The organism is Halorubrum ezzemoulense DSM 17463, from assembly GCF_002114285.1.
GTDB lineage: Archaea > Halobacteriota > Halobacteria > Halobacteriales > Haloferacaceae > Halorubrum > Halorubrum ezzemoulense.
Window position 1 is genome coordinate 13,422 of the sequence record NZ_NEDJ01000007.1, and the last position, 18,182, is coordinate 31,603.

Genomic DNA, 18,182 nt, shown 5'->3' on the forward strand with positions numbered 1-18,182 from the left:
ACGTCCCTAGCGAGGTGCCTGCTATCGGGCCAACCGAGGTTCGGAGTGCGTATCTTCTTAACCGACCGGAGTATCGGTGTTCGTATGACGAGTACAGCCGATCCCGACGGGCAGAATCTCCTCGGCCACGTCCTCCTCCCGGTCGCGAACGAGGAGGACGCGCTGGCGACGGCGCGGGCGCTCGAACCGTACGACCCGGAGCGCGTGACCGCGCTCCACGTGGTCGAGAAGGGCGAGGGCGTCCCGGACAAGACGCCCGTCGAACAGTCGGAGGAACTCGCCGAGGAGTCGTACGCCGCGGTCCGGCGCGTGTTCCCGGACGCCGGCGACCACACCGCGTACGCTCGCGACATCGCCGGTGCGATCTTCGACGCCGTCGACGAGGTCGGCGCGAGCGCGATCGGCTATCGCTCTCGCGGCGGCAACCGCCTGTTCCGGTTCCTCTCGGGCGATGTCTCGCTCGAACTCGTGACTGAGTCGCACGTGCCCGTGGTCGCGCTTCCGCGCGGGGGAGCGGCCGACTGAGTCGGCCGCCTCCCGGTCCGCCGCGACCGCTCGTGCCGCGGCGTCCGATCGCTCCGTTGTGTCGGGGAACGGTAGGTTTTCGTCGATCCTTTTTGAACACGTGTCGTATGTACGTGATCGTCGTGGGCGCGGGCGACATCGGGACCCCGCTCGTCGACCTCGCGACCGACAGCGGCAACGAGGTCGTCGTCATCGAGCGTGACGAGGAACGGGCGGAGCGGGCGTCGCGGCAGTACGACTGCCTCGTGCTTAACGACGACGCGACCTCGAAGGAGACCCTCCAAGACGCCGGGGCCGAACGGGCCGACGCGCTCATATCGACGACGGATCAGGACGCGACGAACATCATGGTCTGTCTGCTGGCCCAGGAGCTGTCGGTCCCGAACATCGTCTCGGTCGTCCACAACCCCGAGCACATGAGCGTGTTCGAGCAGATCGGCGTCAACACGATGCAGAACCCCCAGAGCCTGATCGCGGAGTACCTCTACCGGGCGGTGAGCCGGCCGTCGGTCGTCGACTTCATGCACATCGGCGAGGAGGCGGAGGTGTTCGAGATCACCGTGGGAGGAGACGCCCCGATCGCCGGGAAGACGCTCCGCGAGGCGGACGAGGCGGACCTCATCGGCGGCCAGACGCTGATCGTCGCCGTCGAGCGCGACAGATCGGAGGCCCCGATAACGCCGCGCGGGGAGACCCGCATTCACGAAGGCGACATGCTCACCGTGTACTCCGGCGTCGGCGCGACCGCCGAGGTGACCGACGTGTTCGGGCACGCGGAGGATCGCGACTGAGATGCCCGACCGGAACGGCAACCGATTCCCAACCGATCTCGGCGTCATCGCCCGGGACATCGGCTCGCTCCTCCTGATGGAGGCCGGGCTGATGACCGTCACGGTGGTCGTCGCGCTCGGGTTCGGAGAGTTCCACGCGGCGCTCGGCTTCCTCCTCGCGGGCGGGGTGACGGCGCTCGTCGGCGGCGCCGCGAACAGGCGGTTCGCCGACGCCCCGGAGCCGAAAATGAAACACGGGATGGTGATCGCGGCCGGCGGCTGGCTCATGGTCGCCCTCTTCGGCGGCCTGCCGCTGTTCCTCACGGCGTGGACGACGCCAGCGGCCGCGATGGACGCGTTCGTTCCGGCGGCCGCGGACACCGCCTCGTGGGAGCCGATCGGGGTCGGCGGGACGACGACCCTCTCCAGTCTCGCGTACTTCCGCGACCCGCTCCACGCCTTCTTCGAGAGCATGAGCGGGTGGACCGGGAGCGGGCTGACGATGGCCGTCCACGAGCCGTCGCTGCCGCGGGCGGTGCAGTGGTGGCGCTCGTTCATCCAGTGGGTCGGCGGGGTGGGCGTCATCGTCCTCACGGTCTCGATTCTCTCGCGTCCCGGCAGCGGGAGCTACGCCCTCTACCGCAGCGAGGCGCGCGAGCGGAAGATCCACCCGAGCGTCGTCTCGACGGTCCGGACGGTCTGGAAGCTCGTGGTGGCGTACACGCTGTTGGCCTTCGCGGCGCTGTTCGTCGCGATCCGGGCGAGCGAGAGCGCGTACGCCGAGTCGCTCTCGCTCGGCGAGACGGCGTGGCAGGCGCTCAACCACGCGATGACCGGGCTCACGACCGGCGGGTTCTCCGTCACGGACAACTCGATCGCGACGTACGGCTCCCCGCTAGTTGAGGCGACGCTGCTGCCGATCATGGTGCTCGGCGCGATCGCGTTCCCGGTCCACTACGTCGTGCTCAGCGACCGGAACGTGCGCGAACTGGCCGCAGACCTCCAGACGAGGTGGCTGTTCACGCTGCTGGGCGCGGGCGTCGTCGTGCTCTCGGTACAGAACGTCGCGTCCGCCGAGATAGCGTCGAGCGCGTTCTCGACGGGATCGTTCTTCCCGCTCTCCGCGTCTCCCCTCGACTGGGCGCAGCTCGACGCCGTTCGGGACTCGACGTTCCAGTGGATCAGCGCGCTCACGTGTACCGGCTTCCAGTCCGCACCGATCGGCCGCTGGGTCGCCGGCGCGAAGGTGTTGGTCGTCGGCGCGATGACGCTCGGCGGCGCGGCGGGGTCGACCGTCGGCGGTATCAAGATCGTCCGCGGGTACACGGTCGCCCGGGGCATCGTCTGGCAGTTCTCACGCGTGTTCCTCCCGAAGAACGCGGTCGTCACCGCGCGGCTGGGCGACCGAACGCTGGACCGCGAGGCGATGGAGCGCGAGTTCGGCGAGGCGGCCATCGTCACCCTGCTGTGGCTCCTCGCGCTCGTCGCCGGCAGCCTCGTCCTCGTCAACGTCGCCGGGCCGGAGTTCGGCTACGCCGACGCGCTGTTCGAGGTCGCGAGCGCACAGGGGAACGTCGGCCTCTCGACGGGGATCACGGGGCCCTCGATGTCGCCGGCCGCCGAGGGGATGTTCGTCCTGAACATGTGGATCGGCCGGTTGGAGATTATCCCGGTGCTGGTGTTCGTCCGGGCCGGGATCTGGGGGCTGAACCCCTGACGGCCGACTCTCTCTCGACGTCGTAGCTCGTCTCGCTCACACCTCTCGCTCGTGAACCGTCCCCATGAACGACCAGTGTACCTTGCTGGTCCCGTCCGGATGCGGCTCCTCCGTGACGTGGTAGAGGTAGGGCCCGTGTGGGCAGTCGTCGCAGCCGTCGGCGCAGCGGAACTGCTTCACCACCTCGGTGTAGCCGTCGTGCTCGGTGACGCGGAGGATGTCGTCGTTGTCCTCCGGGTCGATCGGGAGTTCTGCCTCCCCGTGGAAGTGGAGCAGTTCCTGCGCGTGGACGATGGCCTTCCGGAGCTCTCCCGGCGTACACTCGCGCAGCTCCGCAACGAGCTTCGGCGGGAGTCCTTCGGGCGGCGTCGGGCGCTCGGCGGCATCTGTCATAGCCGGCACTTCGACTCGGTCCCATATAATGGATCCGTGGGGGGTCGGGAGGGCGCCGGGCCCTTCCAAAATATAATGAATATTTATACGCGACCGGCGGGTAACGGGCGGTATGTACGACGACGAGGAGCTCTCCCAGATCCGCGAGGCGAAGGCGTCGTGGGAGGCGGAAACGCTCGACCCGACGCTCGACCGCCACGGGGAGCGGAGCGAGCGGTTCGCGACCGTGTCGAACCGCGAGGTCGACCGCATCTACACGCCCGACGACGTCGCCGACCTCGACTACGAGGAGGACCTCGGCTTCCCGGGCGAGCCGCCGTACACCCGCGGGGTCTACCCGACGATGTACCGCGGGCGCACGTGGACGATGCGGCAGTTCGCTGGGTTCGGCACCGCGGAGGAGACGAACGAGCGGTTCCACTACCTGATAGACGAGGGGCAGACCGGGCTCTCGACCGCGTTCGACATGCCCTCGCTGATGGGGATCGACTCCGACGACAAGATGTCGCTCGGCGAGGTGGGCAAGGAGGGCGTCGCGGTCGACACGCTCCGCGACATGGAGGTGCTGTTCGACGGGATCGACCTCGCGGAGGTGTCCACCTCGTTTACTATCAACCCGAGCGCACCGGTGATCTACGCGATGTACGTCGCGCTCGCCGACCAGCGCGGAGTCCCGCGCGAGAAGCTCCGGGGGACCCTCCAGAACGATATGCTCAAAGAGTTCATCGCGCAGAAGGAGTGGGTGGTCCCGCCGGCGCCGTCGCTCAAGCTGGTGACGGACACGATCGAGTTCGCCGTCGCGGAGACGCCGAAGTTCAAACCCATCTCGGTGTCGGGGTACCACATCCGCGAGGCGGGGTCGACCGCGGTCCAGGAGCTCGCCTTCACCCTCGCCGACGGCTTCGCCTACGTCGAGGCGTGCCTCGACCGCGGGCTCGACGTCGACGAGTTCGCCCCTCAGCTCTCCTTCTTCTTCAACTCGCACAACTCCCTCTTCGAGGAGGTCGCGAAGTTCCGCGCGGCGCGCCGGATCTACGCGACGGTGATGAATGAGTGGTACGGCGCCGAGGCCGAGGCGTCGAAACAGCTGAAGTTCCACACCCAGACCGCCGGGCAGTCGCTGACGGCCCAACAGCCGCTCAACAACGTCGCGCGCGTCACGATCCAGGCGCTCGCGGGCGTGCTGGGCGGCACGCAGAGCCTCCACACCAACTCCTTCGACGAGGCGCTCGCGCTCCCCTCCGAGCAGGCGGTCCGCGTCGCGCTCCGGACCCAGCAGATCATCGCCGAGGAGTCCGGCGCGGCCGACATCGTCGACCCGCTCGGGGGCTCGTTCGCGGTCGAGTCGCTCACCGACGAGACGGAGGCGGCAGCGATGGAGTACATCGAGGAGATCAAAGAGATGGGCGACGGCTCCGTACGCGACGGCGTCCTCCGGGGGATCGAGCAGGGGTACTTCCACCGCGAGATCCAGGAGTCGGCCTACGAGTACCAGGAGCGCGTCGACGAGGGTGACGAGACGGTCGTCGGCGTCAACGCCTACGAGATCGACGAGGACACGCGGCCGGACCTGCTGAAGGTCGACGAGACCACCCGCGAGCGACAGCTCGATCGCCTCGAATCGGTGAAGGCCGAACGCGACGACGACGCGGTCGAGAGCGCGCTCGACGACCTCCGCGACGCCGTCGAGGCCGGGGAGAACGCCATGCCCGAGATCGTCGCGGCGGTGAAGGCGTACGCGACGATGGGCGAGATCATGGCGGTGTTCGAGGAGGAACACGGCACGTACCGCGAGCGGATCGGCGTCGCCTGACGCGAAAAACCGAGGGAGTCGGACCGACTGCGCTGCGCCGTCCCGACCGGTCGCTCGCTACGCCGTCTCGACCGGTCGCGCGGACTCCGCGCACCACGCGTTGCCCCGGCGGCCCGCCCGCCTGAGGTCGAGTTCGACGACCGAGCCGGCGTCGAGCGCGGACAGCTCGGCCTCCACGTCGGGGTCGTCGTACTCGACGACGTACAGCGTCCCGTTGCGCGGGTACTCGCGGAGCGTGATCGCCCCGTGGTCGTTGCACGCGTCGACGACAGTGTACTTGCCAGTGCGGTCCATCCCGTCCCGAGCTACGCCGTGGTTTATATTAACAGTTGTGCGTGTGGGCGCGCCGACCGCACGCGGCGGCCGCGAACGGTCCACTTTAATCGGCGCGTCGCCTCGCTCGCGTATGACGGAGACGGAGATCCCCGAGGACCACCCGCGGTACGCGTCGCTCGTGACGCGCCACCGGATCGAGGCGGGCGTCGAGCAAGGGATCACCTCGAAGCAGGGGCTGATCGCGCAGGGGCGCGGCGAGGCGTTCGACTACCTCCTCGGCGAGCGCACGCTCCCGAGCGCCGACGCGGCCGCGCGCGCCGCTGCCGCGACGCTCCTGCTCGCGGAGCGGCCCGTCATCTCGGTGAACGGGAACGTCGCGGCGCTCGCGCCGGCGGAGACGGTCGACCTCGCGGAGGCGGTCGACGCGGACTTGGAGGTGAACCTGTTCAACCACACCGACGAGCGCGTCCGGCGGATCGCTGACCACCTCCGGGAGTACGACGCCGACGAGGTGAAGGGGCTCGCCGGCGACGGCGAGATCCCCGGGCTCGACCACGCCCGCGGCGTCGTCGACGCCGACGGGATCGAGGCGGCCGACGCCGTCGTGGTCCCGCTGGAGGACGGCGACCGCGCCGCCGCGCTCGACGCGATGGGAAAGACGGAGATCGTGATCGATCTCAATCCGGGAAGCCGCTCGCCGCAGACCGCCGACGTGCCGATAATCGACAACCTGCTGCGCGCGGTGCCGAACGTCGCCGCTCACGCGCGCGACCTCGCGGACGCGACGCCAGCCGAACTGGAGCGGATCGCCGACGAGTTCGACGCGGACGCGGCCCTCGACGCCGCCGAGGCGGCGATCCGCGAGGGGTCGTTCGCCGACGGGGACGGGGCGTAGTCCGGGCACAACCCTCGCCGGAAGGCAAAAGCCTCCGCCGCTCCTAGCGGGAGTATGGAACTCGACGAGACGGACCGGGCGATCCTGCGGATCCTCCAAGAGGACGCGCGGACCCCGTTCTCGGAGGTCGCACGCCGGATCGACATGTCTAGCGCCACCGTCCACGACCGGGTCAGCCGCCTCGAAGAGGCGGGCGTCATCCGCGGGTATCACGCCGACATCGACCCGAAGGCGGTCGGTCACGGCGTCGGCGCCTTCGTCGGCCTGCGAGTCGAACAGGGCCGCGAGGAGGACGCGCTCGAACGGCTCCGGGGAATCGACGGCGTGCGCGAGATACACCTCACCACCGGCGAGTGGGACGTCATCCTCCGCGTCGTCGCGGCCGACACCGACCGGCTCCGGGAGCTGATGTTCGAGCGGATCGCGGAGACCGAGGGATTCTCGCGCTCGCAGACGATGGTGATCCTCGGCACCGACTACGAACAGCCCGGACCGCCGTTATAACTCGACCCGGGGCGGGGACAGTCGTCGGGACCGCTCGGTCGTGTTGGCCTCCGGTCGCCCGTTCGCGCCGGCCTCCGGCCGTCCGGGACCGGAACGCTCAACTCGGGACCTCTCCGAACGGTGACCATGAGCACAGCTGTCGCGGACGGGCTCGACCTGTCCCCGGAGCGCGCGTGGGCGGCAGTCGTCGGGGGGGTCACGGCGCTTTTGGCGATCGGGTCGGTCGTCTTCCCGCGCGTCGTCTACGACCGGTTCCTCTGGCGCTACTTCTGGGGACCGGTGGTCGCGGACGGCGAGGGCGCGCAGTGCGCCGTCCGCGAGGCGGGCGGCACCACGGAGCTGCTCGGCAGCAGCGCGGCGTGCCAGTCGGCGCGGAGCGCCGGCGAGGTCGTCGCCGCTCCGGGGTACACCACCCTCTCGACGGTGAGCTACGTCGTGATCCTGTTGGCGATGCTGGTCGGCGTCGTCTTCCTCCTCCGCCGGCTCGACATCGCGACGGAGCTCCGGTTCTTCTACGCGCTGTTCCCGTTCATGCTGTTCGGCGGGGCGATGCGGACGGTCGAGGACGCGGGGGTCGCGGCGACCGCCGCCGGCGCCGAGCCGCTGATCCCGTTCCCGGCGAGCGCGGTGTTGATCAGCCCGTTCATCTACTTCACCGTGTTCCTGTTCACGCTGGCGTGCGTCCTCGCGGCGTACGGGCTCGAACGGCGCGGCGCCGTCGACGACTACGCGCGCCCGCTGTTCGGGTCGGGCGCCGCGGGGCTCGCGCTCGCGGTCGGCTACCTCGCGTACCTCGCGGCCACGACCGGCTACGTCACGTTCTACCCGCAGGTGCTCGTCCCGACGCTCGCCGTCGCGACCGCCGCGACCGCGGGCACGTGGGCGCTCGCGACGCGCCGGATTCCGACGATCCGACAGGGGACCGGCGCGGCGGGGGTCGTGATCATCTGGGGGCACGCGGTCGACGGCGTCGCGAACGTAATCGGGCTCAACTGGATGCCCGCACTGACCGGCACCGCGAACCTCGTCCCGAAACACGTCGTCAACGCGCTCATCGTCGACTGGACCGGGCGGCTGCTCCCCGACTCGATCCTCGCCGTCACCGGCGACGCGTGGCCGTTCCTCCTCGTGAAGCTGGCGGCCGCGACGTTCGTCGTCTGGGTGTTCAACGGCGAGATGAAGGCGGAGTCGCCGCGCTACACGCTGCTGTTGTTGATTACCGTGCTGGCCGTCGGACTGGGCCCCGGGACGCGGGACATGCTGCGCGCGACGTTCGGGGTTTAAATGGCGGGCGGTTAATCCCCGTAGTTCAGGACGCTCGCAGATCCGCTCGTTTATCCCGAGATCGGATTACTGGCAGTCGGAAACCGAATTTGACACAATGAACGGGCACGTCAGAATTATGCTTCTCGGAAGTCTCGGTCTGATTATTAGCGTCCCCATTTGGTATACGATTATATCCTCCGAGGAATTTTCACCGGACGTTTTCTTGAATCCGAGCCTGCTATTCTGGCTGATATTCGGGTTTGTCGTTTTCCTGTTCGGGTATTACAACACCGATGTAGAGTAATTCGGGTCCACTCACGAGGCGATCGTTCCCGAAGGCTCACTCGCTCATTTATAGATGGCTAACCGCGGATCAGTGGCGGACTCCTCCAAAGCCCCGCCCGCACAGCAACCGCGCCTCACGCCTCCCCAGCCTCGTCACCGGACGACGTCCGGTTGTAAGCGAGAGCGGGGCTCTCGCCCTGTCGGTGGTCCTCCGCTTCGCTCCGGACCACGGACTCCCTCGCGCGTCCTGTCTCGCGGCCGCCGGGGGCGGCCGCTCGCAGGCACGCGCCACCGCACCGCATGTTTATGAATGAATCTCGGGACACCACGTCGCGATCGGTCACTCGGGTCGCTCCGCAACGGCATCTTATAAGCCGTCGCGGGGGGAACGGTCTCGGTAATGCTGGACGGGGTCAACGTCGCGCTCGGCGTCTCGGGGAGCATCGCGGCGGTGAAGGTCGTCGAACTCGCGCACGAACTGCGCCGCCACGGCGCGAGCGTCCGCGCCGTCATGTCCCCGGCGGCGACGAACATCGTCCACCCGTGGGCGGTCGACTTCGCGACCGACGAGCCGGTCGTCACGGAGATCACCGGCAGCGTCGAACACGTCGAGTTATGCGGCCGGGAGGGGTGGGCCGACGTGCTCCTGCTCGCGCCCGCGACCGCCAACACCGCGGGGAAGATCGCCGCGGCCGTCGACGACACGCCCGTGACGACCTGTGCGACGACCGCGCTCGGCGCGGACGTACCGGTCGTGATGGCCCCGGCGATGCACGAGCCGATGTACGACCACCCGGGCGTCCTCGACGCCCTCGACCGCTTGGAGTCGTGGGGGATCCGCTTCGCGGACCCGCGTATCGAGGAGGGGAAAGCGAAGATCGCCGCCGAGGAAGACATCGTCACGGAGGTCGCCCGCGCGACGACGCCCCAGACCCTCTCGGACGCGCATATCGTCGTCACCGCGGGCGCGACGAAGGAGCGGATCGACCCGATCCGCATCCTGACGAACCGCGCGTCGGGGAAGACGGGCCGCGCCCTGGCGCGGGCGTGCTACGTCCGCGGTGCGCGCGTGACGCTCGTTCAGGACGGCCCCGAGGTCCCCTACGCCGACGTGGTCGCCGTCGAGACCGCCGACGAGATGATGGACGCCTGTCGGCGGACCGCCGCGACCGCGGACGCGCTGGTGTCCGCGGCCGCCATCTCGGATTTCACCGCCGACGCCGTCGACGAGAAGATCCGGTCCGGATCGCCGCTGTCGGTCGATCTCAGGCCGACGCCGAAGCTCATCGACTCGGTGCGCGAGGCGTATCCCGACCTCCCGATCGTCGGCTTCAAGGCCGAGACGTCGGGCGACGACGCGGCGATGGTGGCGGAAGCGGAGCGCATCCGCGACCGCGTGGGGCTCTCGTTCGTGGTCGCCAACGACGCGAGCGTGATGGGCGAGGAGGCGACGCGGGCGCTGCTCGTCGGCCGAGGGGACACCCGCGAGTTCGTCGGTGATAAGGACGGGCTCGGCGCCCGCGTCGCCGACGAACTCGCCGGCGTCCTCGGGCGATCCGAGAGCGAAACCGTGGGATAACGAAATAGTTTTGACCTTGCCATTGTTTTGCCACACTGGATAGTCTCGCGTTTTTCGCACGAAGACGTGAGAGACAGTTCACACATGTCAGACACAGACGCCCGCCGAATACTCGTTCCCGTCGGCGACTCGGACAGCCTCCGAGACACTGTCTCGTACGTCGTCGACTTGGCGACCGAGACGGCCCCGGCGCCGGTCGAGATTCACTTGGTCCTCGCGGCTCGGACGCAGGCCGTCAGCCCCGACGCCCCGACGGAGCTCGGCACAGCCCGCGAACAGTTGGAACGCGTCGCCCTCTGGGTCGAGGAGGAGACGGCCGAGGGGACGGTCGTCGCTCGGGAGGACCGAGAGGCGGACGCGGCGGGCGAGTCCGAGGCGGACGCCGACGGCGAAGCGCCCGCCGATGCGGCCGATGCCCCCGGGTGGCTCACCGTCGTCACCGACACCGTCGGAACCGACCGGTACCTGTTCAGCCCGGGCGACTACGCCGACGCGCTCCTCGAGTACGCGGCCGCGGCGGGTATCGACCGGATCGTCGTCGACCCGGAGTACAAGCCCGGCGGCACCGCGTCGATGCTCCAGCCGATGTCGGTGGAGCTGGCCCGCGGCGACGTGCCGGTCGAGACGGCGCCGGTCGACCGACCGACCGAGGGGGCGGTGCTCGCCCGCGCGGCGTCGCTGTCGAAGTACCTCTCCGTCTTCGTCGTCTCGTACCTGTTTTACATGTCGCTGAGCGCCTGGAAGCCGCTCGACTTCTTCACCGGCTTCGTGACGGCGTCGATCGTCTCCCTCGTCCTCGCGCCGGTCGTGGCGAACCGCTCCGCGCCGCTCGGGGTGACGCTCCGCCGGCTGGCCCGACTGCTGGTGTACGCTCCGTACCTGGTCAAGGAGATCGCGGTCGCGAACCTTCAGGTCGCGTACGTCGTCCTCCACCCCGACATGCCGATCGACCCGGAGGTCGTTCAGCTCCGCGCCGCGGTCTGGGGCGACGGCGCGGTGACGACGCTCGCGAACAGCATCACCCTCACGCCCGGAACCTTGACCGTCAACGTCTCCGAGCGCTCGTTCGACATCCACTCGCTGACCGCCGACTCGCGCGCGGACCTCTTCGACGGCGGGTTAGAGCGCGCGGTTCGGTTCGTCTTCTACGGCCGCGCGGCGGCCCGGATCCCGACGCCGCGCGAACGCGGCGACGCCGGGGAGGGACGAGATGGTTGAGTTCGAGACCGCGCTGCTGGCCATCGCGGCGGCCTTCGTCCTCTTCGCCGTCGTCGCGCTGTACCGGGTGTACGACGGGCCGACGACCCACGACCGTGTCATCGCGGTGAACGTCGCCGGGACGAACACCGTCATCGCCATCACGCTCGTGGCCGCGGCGTTCCAGCAGTCGACGTTCCTCGACGTGGCGCTCGTGTACGCCCTGCTGAACTTCCTGCTGTCGATAGCGTTCTCGAAGTTCAACGTCGAGCGCGGGGGTGTGCTGTGACGCCGACCGAGTGGGGCATCGTCGCCCTCGCGCTCGCCGGGGCCTTCTTCGGCGGCGTCGCCGCAGTCGGCCTCGTCCGACTGCCGGACGTCTACACCCGTTCGCATGCCGCCTCGAAGAGCGACACGTTGGGGGCGATCCTCGCGATCGCCGCCGCCGCGCTCGCGCTCCAGTCGGGGCTCTCGACGGCGAAGTCCGTCTTCCTCCTGTTGTTCATGTTCATCACGAACCCGACGGCAGCACACGCCGTCGCCCGCGCGGCGCAGGACCAGGGAATCGAACCGTGGACCGCCGACGAGGGTGACGAGCCATGACGCTCTCGCTGATCGAAGCCGTGCTGCTGGTGTTCGTCCTCGGCTGCGCAGTCGGCGCGGCCCTGCTGAAGGACACGCTGGCGGCGGTGATGGCGTTCGCGGCGTACAGCCTCGGCGTCTCGGTGCTCTGGCTCGTGCTTCAGGCGCCCGACGTCGGGCTCACGGAGGCGGCCGTCGGCGCCGGCATCATGACCGTGCTGTTCCTGCTGGCGCTGTCGAACACCGCCTCGCCGGATGTCGACCGCCTGTTCGAGTCGATCGGGTGGCAGACGGCGGCGCTCGTCGCCGGGTTCGTCCTGCTCGTCGGCGCGACGGTCCCCGCGCTCCCGGCCATCGGCGACCCGAACTCGGCGGTTGTCGGCGGCGAGGTGACCCAGTACTACCTCGAGAACGCGTACGACCAGACCGAGGTCAAAAACGCCGTGACGGCCGTCCTCGCCGCGTACCGCGGCTTCGACACGCTCGGCGAGGGCGTGGTCGTCTTCAGCGCCGTCGTCGTCACGCTGTCAGTACTGCGCCGCGAGGTGGTGGCATGAGCACCGGCGACGCGGACCCGGCGGCGGGCGACGACGAGGGGCCCGGGCTGTACGTCGAGTCGACGATCATCATGACCACCGTCCGGTTGGTCGCCCCGTTCATCCTCACGTTCGCGCTGTTCATCATGTTCCACGGGGCCGACTCGCCCGGCGGCGGGTTCCAGGGCGGCGTCATCGCCGGGTCCGTGGTGATGATGCTCGCCTTCGCGTACGGCATCGACTCGACCCGTCAGTGGCTCGACGTCCGCGTCGTCTCCGCGCTGGCCTCCGGGGGCGTGTTCGCGTTCGTCGGGATCGGTCTCGGCGCGATGGCGCTCGGCGGACAGTTCCTCCAGTACGCGGAGTTCGAGGCGCTGTTCGGCCACGCGATCAAGTACGCAATCGAACTCGTCGAACTCGGCATCGGCGCCATCGTCGCCGCTGTCGCGATCGGGCTATTCTTCCTGCTCGCGGCCGGCTTCGACGGCGTCGCCGAGGGGGACTCCTCATGACACTCGACTTACTCACGACGCACTACAACTACTACGCGGTCGTCCTGCTGCTCGGGATCGGGCTGTACACCGTGATCGAATCCAGGAACCTCGTGAAGAAGGTGATCGGGATGAACGTGTTCCAGACCGGGATCTTCCTGTTCTTCATCACGCTCGCGTACCGCGCAGGCGGCAATCCCCCGGTCGTCACCGAGGGCGCCGGCCCGTACGTGAGCCCGCTGCCGCACGTGCTCATCCTGACCGCCATCGTCGTCGGCGTGAGCCTGACCGCGGTGGCGCTCGCACTGGTCGTGCGCGTCTACTCCGAGTACGGCACGCTCGACGAGCACACCCTGGAGGAACTCTACCATGATTGACCACCTGATCGTCCTGTTGGTCGTCCTGCCGATCCTCGGCGCCGCGGTCCCGCCGCTGGCCAGTCTCCGCTACGACCGCGTCGGCTGGGCGGTCGCGACGGCGACGGCCCTCGGGCACGCCGCGCTCGCCGGCGCGCTCGCGTGGACCGTCTGGACCGACGGGGTCGTTCGGTACGCGGTCGGCGGGTTCGTCGCCCCCTACGGGATCGAACTCGTCGCCGACGGACTGACGATCCTACTCGTCGCCCTCATCAGCGCGGTCTCGCTCGGCGTACTCGCGTACGCACGTCACGCGGGCCCCCACGAGAACTCGTTCTACTCGCAGTTCCTGCTCCTCGTCGCCGGCCTGTCCGGGATGACCGTGACCGGCGACGTGTTCAACCTGTACGTCTTCCTCGAGATCACCGGGCTCGCGGCGTACGGGCTGGTCGCGAGCGGCCCCGGAGCCCGGTCCGCCGTCGCGGCCCTGAAATACCTCATCATCGGAACCATCGGCGCGTCGCTGTACCTGCTCGGCGTCGGCTACGCGCTCGCCGCCACTGGCACGCTGAACATGGCGGACCTCAGCGACAAACTCGCCGCCGCGGGATACGACTCGACGCTCGTCTTAACCGCGTTCGGCCTGATCGTCGCCGGACTCTTAGTGAAGGTCGCGCTGTTCCCGATCCACACCTGGCAACCCGACGCGTACGCGGACTCGCCGGACAGCGTGAGCGCGTTCATCTCGGCGCTCGTCTCCACGGTCTCCGCGTACGCCCTGGCGCGCGTGTTGTTCTCCGTGTTCACGGTCGACTTCCTCGAGGCGGTTCCGATCGCGCGCCAGGCGCTGGTCGCCGTCGCCTGCGTCAGCATCGTCGCCGGGAGCGCCCTCGCCGTCGCGCAGTCCGACGTTCAGCGCATGCTGGCGTACTCGTCGGTGTCGCAGTTCGGCCTCGTGATCGCCGGATTCGCGATCGCGACGCCGCTGGCGGTCGTCGGCGCGACCGTCCACCTCGTCGGGCACGCGGTGATGAAGGGCGGCCTCTTCGCCGCGACCGGGATCATCGAGCGGAAGACCGGCGCGACGACGGTCGGCGGGTACGCCGGGATCGCCGGTCGCGCGCCGGCCGCCACCGGCGCCTTCACGCTGCTGGCGCTCGCGATGGTCGGCGTTCCGCCGGCCGTCGGGTTCATGGGGAAGTGGTACATCGTCCTCGGCGCGGTGAACGCCGGGTCCTGGCCGGTGGTCGCCGTCCTCTTGGCGAGCACGCTGCTGACGCTGGCGTACTTCGCGCGGCTCGCCGAGCGACTCTACTTTGCCAAGGCGACCATCGCGCCGGAGGCGGTCGCCGCCGACGGGGGTGAGCGCGTCTCGACGGCCATGATCGTGACCGTCGTCGTCGCCGCCGTCCTCGCCGTGGGACTCGCGGCCGCCGTCCCGGTGATAGACCAGTTGATCGACATGACCGTGTTCGAGCTGATGCTCCAATGACCGACGTCACCTCCCTTCGACCGTTGTTCGCCGTGCTCGTGTCGGCCGTGGCCATCCCCGTCATCCTCTCGCTCCGATCGCGGCCGAACGTCCGTGAGGGCGTCACCCTCACCGTCGCCGCGACGAAGTTCGCCCTCGTCGCCAGCATGGTCCCCGGCGTCCTCTCGGGGACCACCTACGTCACGCGGATCGGCGAGCTGGGCGACGGTATCTCGCTCGTGCTCCGCGCGGACCCCCTCGGGATCCTGTTCGCGCTGCTCGCGAGCCTCCTGTGGATCGTCACGAGCTTCTACTCCATCGGGTACATGCGCGGACTGAGCGAACACGCGCAGACCCGCTACTTCGCCTCGTTCGCCGCGAGCCTCGCCTCGGCCGTCGGGGTCGCGTTCGGGGCGAACCTCGTCACGCTGTTCGTCTTCTATGAGCTGCTGACGGTGTCGACGTACCCGCTGGTCACGCACGACGAGACCGACGAGGCCCGCGCGGCCGGTCGGAAGTACCTCACGTACACCTTCGGCGGCGGCGTGGCCGTGCTCGGCGGGACCGCGCTCGTCTACGTGCTGACGGGCACCACGGCGTTCACGCCGGGCGGGATCGAGGCGCTCGCCGGCGCGGACCCGACGCTGGCGCGCGTGGCGTTCGGCCTCCTCGCCGGCGGGTTCGGCGTCAAGGCGGCGCTGATGCCGGTCCACTCGTGGCTCCCCGACGCGATGGTCGCGCCGACGCCGGTCTCGGGGCTGCTCCACGCGGTCGCGGTCGTCAAGAGCGGCATCTTCGGCATCGCCCGCGTCGTGCTTGACGTGTTCGGCACGGAGACGATGGCGGAGCTGGGCGTGGCGGCGCCGCTCGCGGTCGTCGCCGCGATCACGCTCCTGACCGCGAGCGTCATCGCACTGCGGCAGGACAACCTCAAGCGGCGGCTGGCGTACTCGACGATCAGCCAGCTGTCGTACATCGTCCTCGGGCTCGCGCTGCTGGAGGGCGAGGCGCTCGTCGGCGGGCTGCTCCACATCCCGGCGCACGCGTTCATGAAGCTCACCCTCTTCTTCTGTGCGGGCGCAATCCACGTCGAGACCCACACGGACGACATCAGCGACATGGCCGGCATCGGCGACCGGATGCCGCTGACGATGGCGGCGTTCGCCGTCGCAGCCGCGGGGATGGCCGGCATCCCGCTGATAGCCGGGTTCGTCAGCAAGTGGTACATCGTCATCGGCGCCCTGGAGGGCGGCGGCCTCGTGTTTGCCGGCGCGCTGCTGGTGTCCGGCGTCCTCAACATCGCGTACTTCTGGCCGATCGTGTACCAGGCGTACTTCGAGTCACCGGACGGGCACGACAAGAAGCCGCTCGTGACCGCGGCGCTCGGCGGCCGCGGGAGCCCCCGCGCCGACGGCGGCCACGAGGCCGCGACGCACGCGAGCGCTGACGAGACCGCAGCGCACGGCGATGACCACGAGGCGGCGACGCACGAGGGTCACGACGACCACCACGGCGGCCCGCCGGCGGGCGGGTGGGACGTTCGTGGCTGGCGCGGCGCCGAGAGCACGTGGTTCATGCTCGGGCCGATCCTGACGGCCGCGAGCCTCTCGGTCCTGCTCGGCGTCGTCCCGCGGACGGCGGTGTTCCTCCGGATAATCGAGACCGTCGTCGGTTCGCTCCCGGGGGTGATGGGCTGATGACCGCCGCGCTCACTGCCCTCCCGCCCGGTCCGGTCCTCCTCGTCATCGCCGCGCTGATCGCCCTCACGCCCCGCCGCGTCGGGCACGCGCTGGGCGTCGCCGCGTCCGGGGTCGCGGTGGCTTGGGCGTGGACCGTCCCGGCGGGCGCGCACCTCCAGGCCACGTTCCTCGGTTTCGACGCCATCCTGCTCAACGTCGACGAGTTCTCGCGGCTCATGGGGCTGATATTCGGGATCATCGGCGTCGTCGCCGTCCTCTACTCGTACGCGAGCGAGGCCGAGAGCATTCAGACCGCGTTCGCGTTCTCCTACGTCGCGACGAGCTTCGGCGCGGTGTTCGCCGGCGACTGGCTCACGCTGCTGTTCTTTTGGGAGCTGATGGCCGTCACCAGCACGCTGCTCGTCTGGCACTACCGCGGCGAGGCGGTCCGGGCCGGCTTCCGGTACGCGCTGCTCCACGGCCTCGGCGGGACGCTGCTGATGGCGGCGATACTCGGTAACTACGTCGCGAAGGGGACCTTCCTGTTCGCCACGGTGCCGGGCGGCCCCGAGACGGCGGGGATCGTGGCAGGGCTCCCGGCCGCGCTCGCCGCCGTCGGCATCGGCGTCAACGTCGGGTTCATCGGCCTCCACGCGTGGCTCCCCGACACGTATCCGCGCCCGCACATCGCCGCCAGCGTCTTCCTCTGCGTGTTCACGACCAAGACGGGCGTCTACGGGATGTACCGGGCGTTCCCCGACGGGCACGTCGCGATCGCCTACATGGGCGGCGGGATGGCCGTGTTCGGGGCGACGTTCGCGCTGTTCCAGAACGACATGCGGCGGCTGCTCTCGTACCACATCCAGTCGCAGGTCGGCTACATGATCGCCGGCGTCGGCATCGGGTCGGCCCTGTCGCAGGCCGGCGCGTTCGCCCACGTGTTCAACCACATCCTCTACAAGGGGCTGCTCTTCATGACGGCCGGCGTCGTCGTCTACCGGACCGGCGAGGAGAGCCTGAAGAAGCTGGGCGGGCTGGCCCGCGACATGCCGGTCACCGCCGGCGCGTTCACGATCGCCGCGCTGTCGATCGCGGGGTTCCCCGGGTTCAACGGCTTCGTCAGCAAGGGGATCATCATCTCCGGGAGCCACTACACCTTCCCGAAGGGCCCGCTCCCGATCGGCGACTTCCATACGCTCGAATGGCTGCTCCTGCTCGGCGGGATCGGGACGTTCATGTCGTTCATCAAGTTCGGCTACTACGCGTTCTTCCACGGGAGCTACGACGGCGACGTGCGGGACGCCAACCGGGGGCAGAGCGTCGCGATGGGCGCGGTGGCGGTGCTCTGCGTCGCTTACGGCGTCCTCGTTCCCACCTCGCCGCTCGCGGCGGTCGTCCCGGCCGACGTGGGACTGTTCGGGATCCTCCCGTTCGACGTGACGAGCGAGGCCGTCGTCGAGAAGGTGTACAAGACGTACACCGTCGACCACCTGATCGAAGGCGTCGCCCTCGCCGTCCTCGGCCTGATCGGCTTCGCGCTCACCAAGAGGCCGCTCTCGAAGCTGGGGCGGGTCCCGGACGTCGACTCGCTGTACAACCCCGCCGTGTTCTACGGCACCCGCGGGCTCGTGGTCGGCGTCACGGAGCTTTACGCCGCCGTCGACCGCGCCGTCGTCGGGCTCACGACGGCGACCGTCCGGACGGTCACCGACCCGCAGGCGGCCGTCCGACGCGTCGGCAGCGACGTCGAGATCAAGTCCGGGATCGGCCGCAGCGTGCTGATACTGACGCTGGCGGTCGGGATCGCACTGTTCGGAGTCCTGTTCCTCTGACCGCAGCCAAGCGCC

At 69.3% G+C, this 18,182-nt stretch carries 19 protein-coding genes; 17 read left to right on the forward strand and 2 right to left on the reverse strand.

What is annotated here, in order from left to right; translation table 11 throughout:
* The first annotated feature begins 84 nt into the window (after positions 1-84).
* The 3 genes from B9H04_RS03515 (at position 85) to B9H04_RS03525 (ending at position 3,012) form a co-directional block, all read left to right on the forward strand.
* Positions 85-525 carry a universal stress protein gene (locus B9H04_RS03515; protein ID WP_049930046.1) on the forward strand — a complete coding sequence of 147 codons (441 nt, stop codon included), beginning with the start codon at positions 85-87 and terminating at the stop codon, positions 523-525.
* A 92-nt stretch (positions 526-617) separates the two neighbouring features.
* Complete coding sequence (locus tag B9H04_RS03520; protein WP_342764947.1) at positions 618-1,316, forward strand: potassium channel family protein; 699 nt, start codon at positions 618-620, stop codon at positions 1,314-1,316.
* 1 nt (position 1,317) lies between these two features.
* Positions 1,318-3,012 (forward strand): potassium transporter TrkG, encoded by a 1,695-nt coding sequence (locus B9H04_RS03525; RefSeq protein ID WP_049930044.1) that lies wholly within the window; start codon positions 1,318-1,320, stop codon positions 3,010-3,012.
* A gap of 36 nt (positions 3,013-3,048) precedes the next feature.
* Here the strand turns inward: B9H04_RS03525 and B9H04_RS03530 are convergent, their stop codons facing one another.
* Complete coding sequence (locus B9H04_RS03530) at positions 3,049-3,405, reverse strand: hypothetical protein (RefSeq protein ID WP_049930042.1); 357 nt, start codon at positions 3,403-3,405, stop codon at positions 3,049-3,051.
* 112 nt (positions 3,406-3,517) lie between these two features.
* Here B9H04_RS03530 and B9H04_RS03535 point away from each other — a divergent pair, with 112 nt between their 5' ends.
* Positions 3,518-5,218, forward strand: a complete 1,701-nt coding sequence (locus B9H04_RS03535) for an acyl-CoA mutase large subunit family protein (protein ID WP_049930041.1) — start codon at positions 3,518-3,520, stop codon at positions 5,216-5,218.
* Positions 5,219-5,275: 57 nt separating this feature from the next.
* On the opposite strand, the gene B9H04_RS03540 is transcribed toward B9H04_RS03535, so the two are convergent.
* On the reverse strand, positions 5,276-5,512 hold the full coding sequence (locus tag B9H04_RS03540) for a hypothetical protein (protein ID WP_049930038.1): 237 nt from the start codon (positions 5,510-5,512) through the stop codon (positions 5,276-5,278).
* A 112-nt stretch (positions 5,513-5,624) separates the two neighbouring features.
* Here B9H04_RS03540 and B9H04_RS03545 point away from each other — a divergent pair, with 112 nt between their 5' ends.
* The 13 genes from B9H04_RS03545 (at position 5,625) to B9H04_RS03615 (ending at position 18,167) form a co-directional block, all read left to right on the forward strand.
* Positions 5,625-6,389: a phosphopantothenate/pantothenate synthetase gene (locus B9H04_RS03545; RefSeq protein WP_049930036.1), complete on the forward strand. Its 765-nt coding sequence runs from the start codon at positions 5,625-5,627 to the stop codon at positions 6,387-6,389.
* Positions 6,390-6,443: 54 nt separating this feature from the next.
* The gene (locus B9H04_RS03550) at positions 6,444-6,893 is read left to right on the forward strand and encodes an Lrp/AsnC family transcriptional regulator (RefSeq protein ID WP_006113217.1); all 450 of its coding nucleotides are present in this window, start codon (positions 6,444-6,446) and stop codon (positions 6,891-6,893) included.
* Between the two features lie 126 nt (positions 6,894-7,019).
* A complete protein-coding gene (locus tag B9H04_RS03555) occupies positions 7,020-8,177 on the forward strand; it encodes a DUF63 family protein (protein WP_049930034.1) in 1,158 nt (385 codons plus the stop codon).
* A 667-nt stretch (positions 8,178-8,844) separates the two neighbouring features.
* Positions 8,845-10,023 carry a bifunctional phosphopantothenoylcysteine decarboxylase/phosphopantothenate--cysteine ligase CoaBC gene (gene coaBC, locus B9H04_RS03570; protein ID WP_049930028.1) on the forward strand — a complete coding sequence of 393 codons (1,179 nt, stop codon included), beginning with the start codon at positions 8,845-8,847 and terminating at the stop codon, positions 10,021-10,023.
* A gap of 84 nt (positions 10,024-10,107) precedes the next feature.
* Positions 10,108-11,241 (forward strand): monovalent cation/H+ antiporter subunit E, encoded by a 1,134-nt coding sequence (locus B9H04_RS03575; protein ID WP_049930026.1) that lies wholly within the window; start codon positions 10,108-10,110, stop codon positions 11,239-11,241.
* Positions 11,234-11,509 (forward strand): cation:proton antiporter, encoded by a 276-nt coding sequence (locus B9H04_RS03580; protein WP_049930024.1) that lies wholly within the window; start codon positions 11,234-11,236, stop codon positions 11,507-11,509. The genes B9H04_RS03575 and B9H04_RS03580 overlap by 8 nt, the downstream gene beginning before the upstream one ends.
* Complete coding sequence (mnhG, locus tag B9H04_RS03585; RefSeq protein WP_049930022.1) at positions 11,506-11,823, forward strand: monovalent cation/H(+) antiporter subunit G; 318 nt, start codon at positions 11,506-11,508, stop codon at positions 11,821-11,823. Before B9H04_RS03580 ends, mnhG begins: the two co-directional genes overlap by 4 nt.
* Entirely contained in the window at positions 11,820-12,359 is a 540-nt protein-coding gene (locus tag B9H04_RS03590) for a DUF4040 domain-containing protein (RefSeq protein WP_049930020.1), read from the forward strand. The genes mnhG and B9H04_RS03590 overlap by 4 nt, the downstream gene beginning before the upstream one ends.
* Positions 12,356-12,850 (forward strand): MnhB domain-containing protein, encoded by a 495-nt coding sequence (locus B9H04_RS03595; protein WP_049930018.1) that lies wholly within the window; start codon positions 12,356-12,358, stop codon positions 12,848-12,850. Before B9H04_RS03590 ends, B9H04_RS03595 begins: the two co-directional genes overlap by 4 nt.
* On the forward strand, positions 12,847-13,206 hold the full coding sequence (locus B9H04_RS03600; protein ID WP_049930017.1) for a cation:proton antiporter subunit C: 360 nt from the start codon (positions 12,847-12,849) through the stop codon (positions 13,204-13,206). Before B9H04_RS03595 ends, B9H04_RS03600 begins: the two co-directional genes overlap by 4 nt.
* On the forward strand, positions 13,199-14,677 hold the full coding sequence (locus B9H04_RS03605; RefSeq protein WP_049930015.1) for a monovalent cation/H+ antiporter subunit D family protein: 1,479 nt from the start codon (positions 13,199-13,201) through the stop codon (positions 14,675-14,677). The genes B9H04_RS03600 and B9H04_RS03605 overlap by 8 nt, the downstream gene beginning before the upstream one ends.
* Positions 14,674-16,353 carry a cation:proton antiporter gene (locus B9H04_RS03610; RefSeq protein ID WP_049930013.1) on the forward strand — a complete coding sequence of 560 codons (1,680 nt, stop codon included), beginning with the start codon at positions 14,674-14,676 and terminating at the stop codon, positions 16,351-16,353. Before B9H04_RS03605 ends, B9H04_RS03610 begins: the two co-directional genes overlap by 4 nt.
* Complete coding sequence (locus tag B9H04_RS03615) at positions 16,353-18,167, forward strand: Na(+)/H(+) antiporter subunit D (protein WP_049930012.1); 1,815 nt, start codon at positions 16,353-16,355, stop codon at positions 18,165-18,167. The genes B9H04_RS03610 and B9H04_RS03615 overlap by 1 nt, the downstream gene beginning before the upstream one ends.
* Positions 18,168-18,182 lie beyond the last annotated feature (15 nt).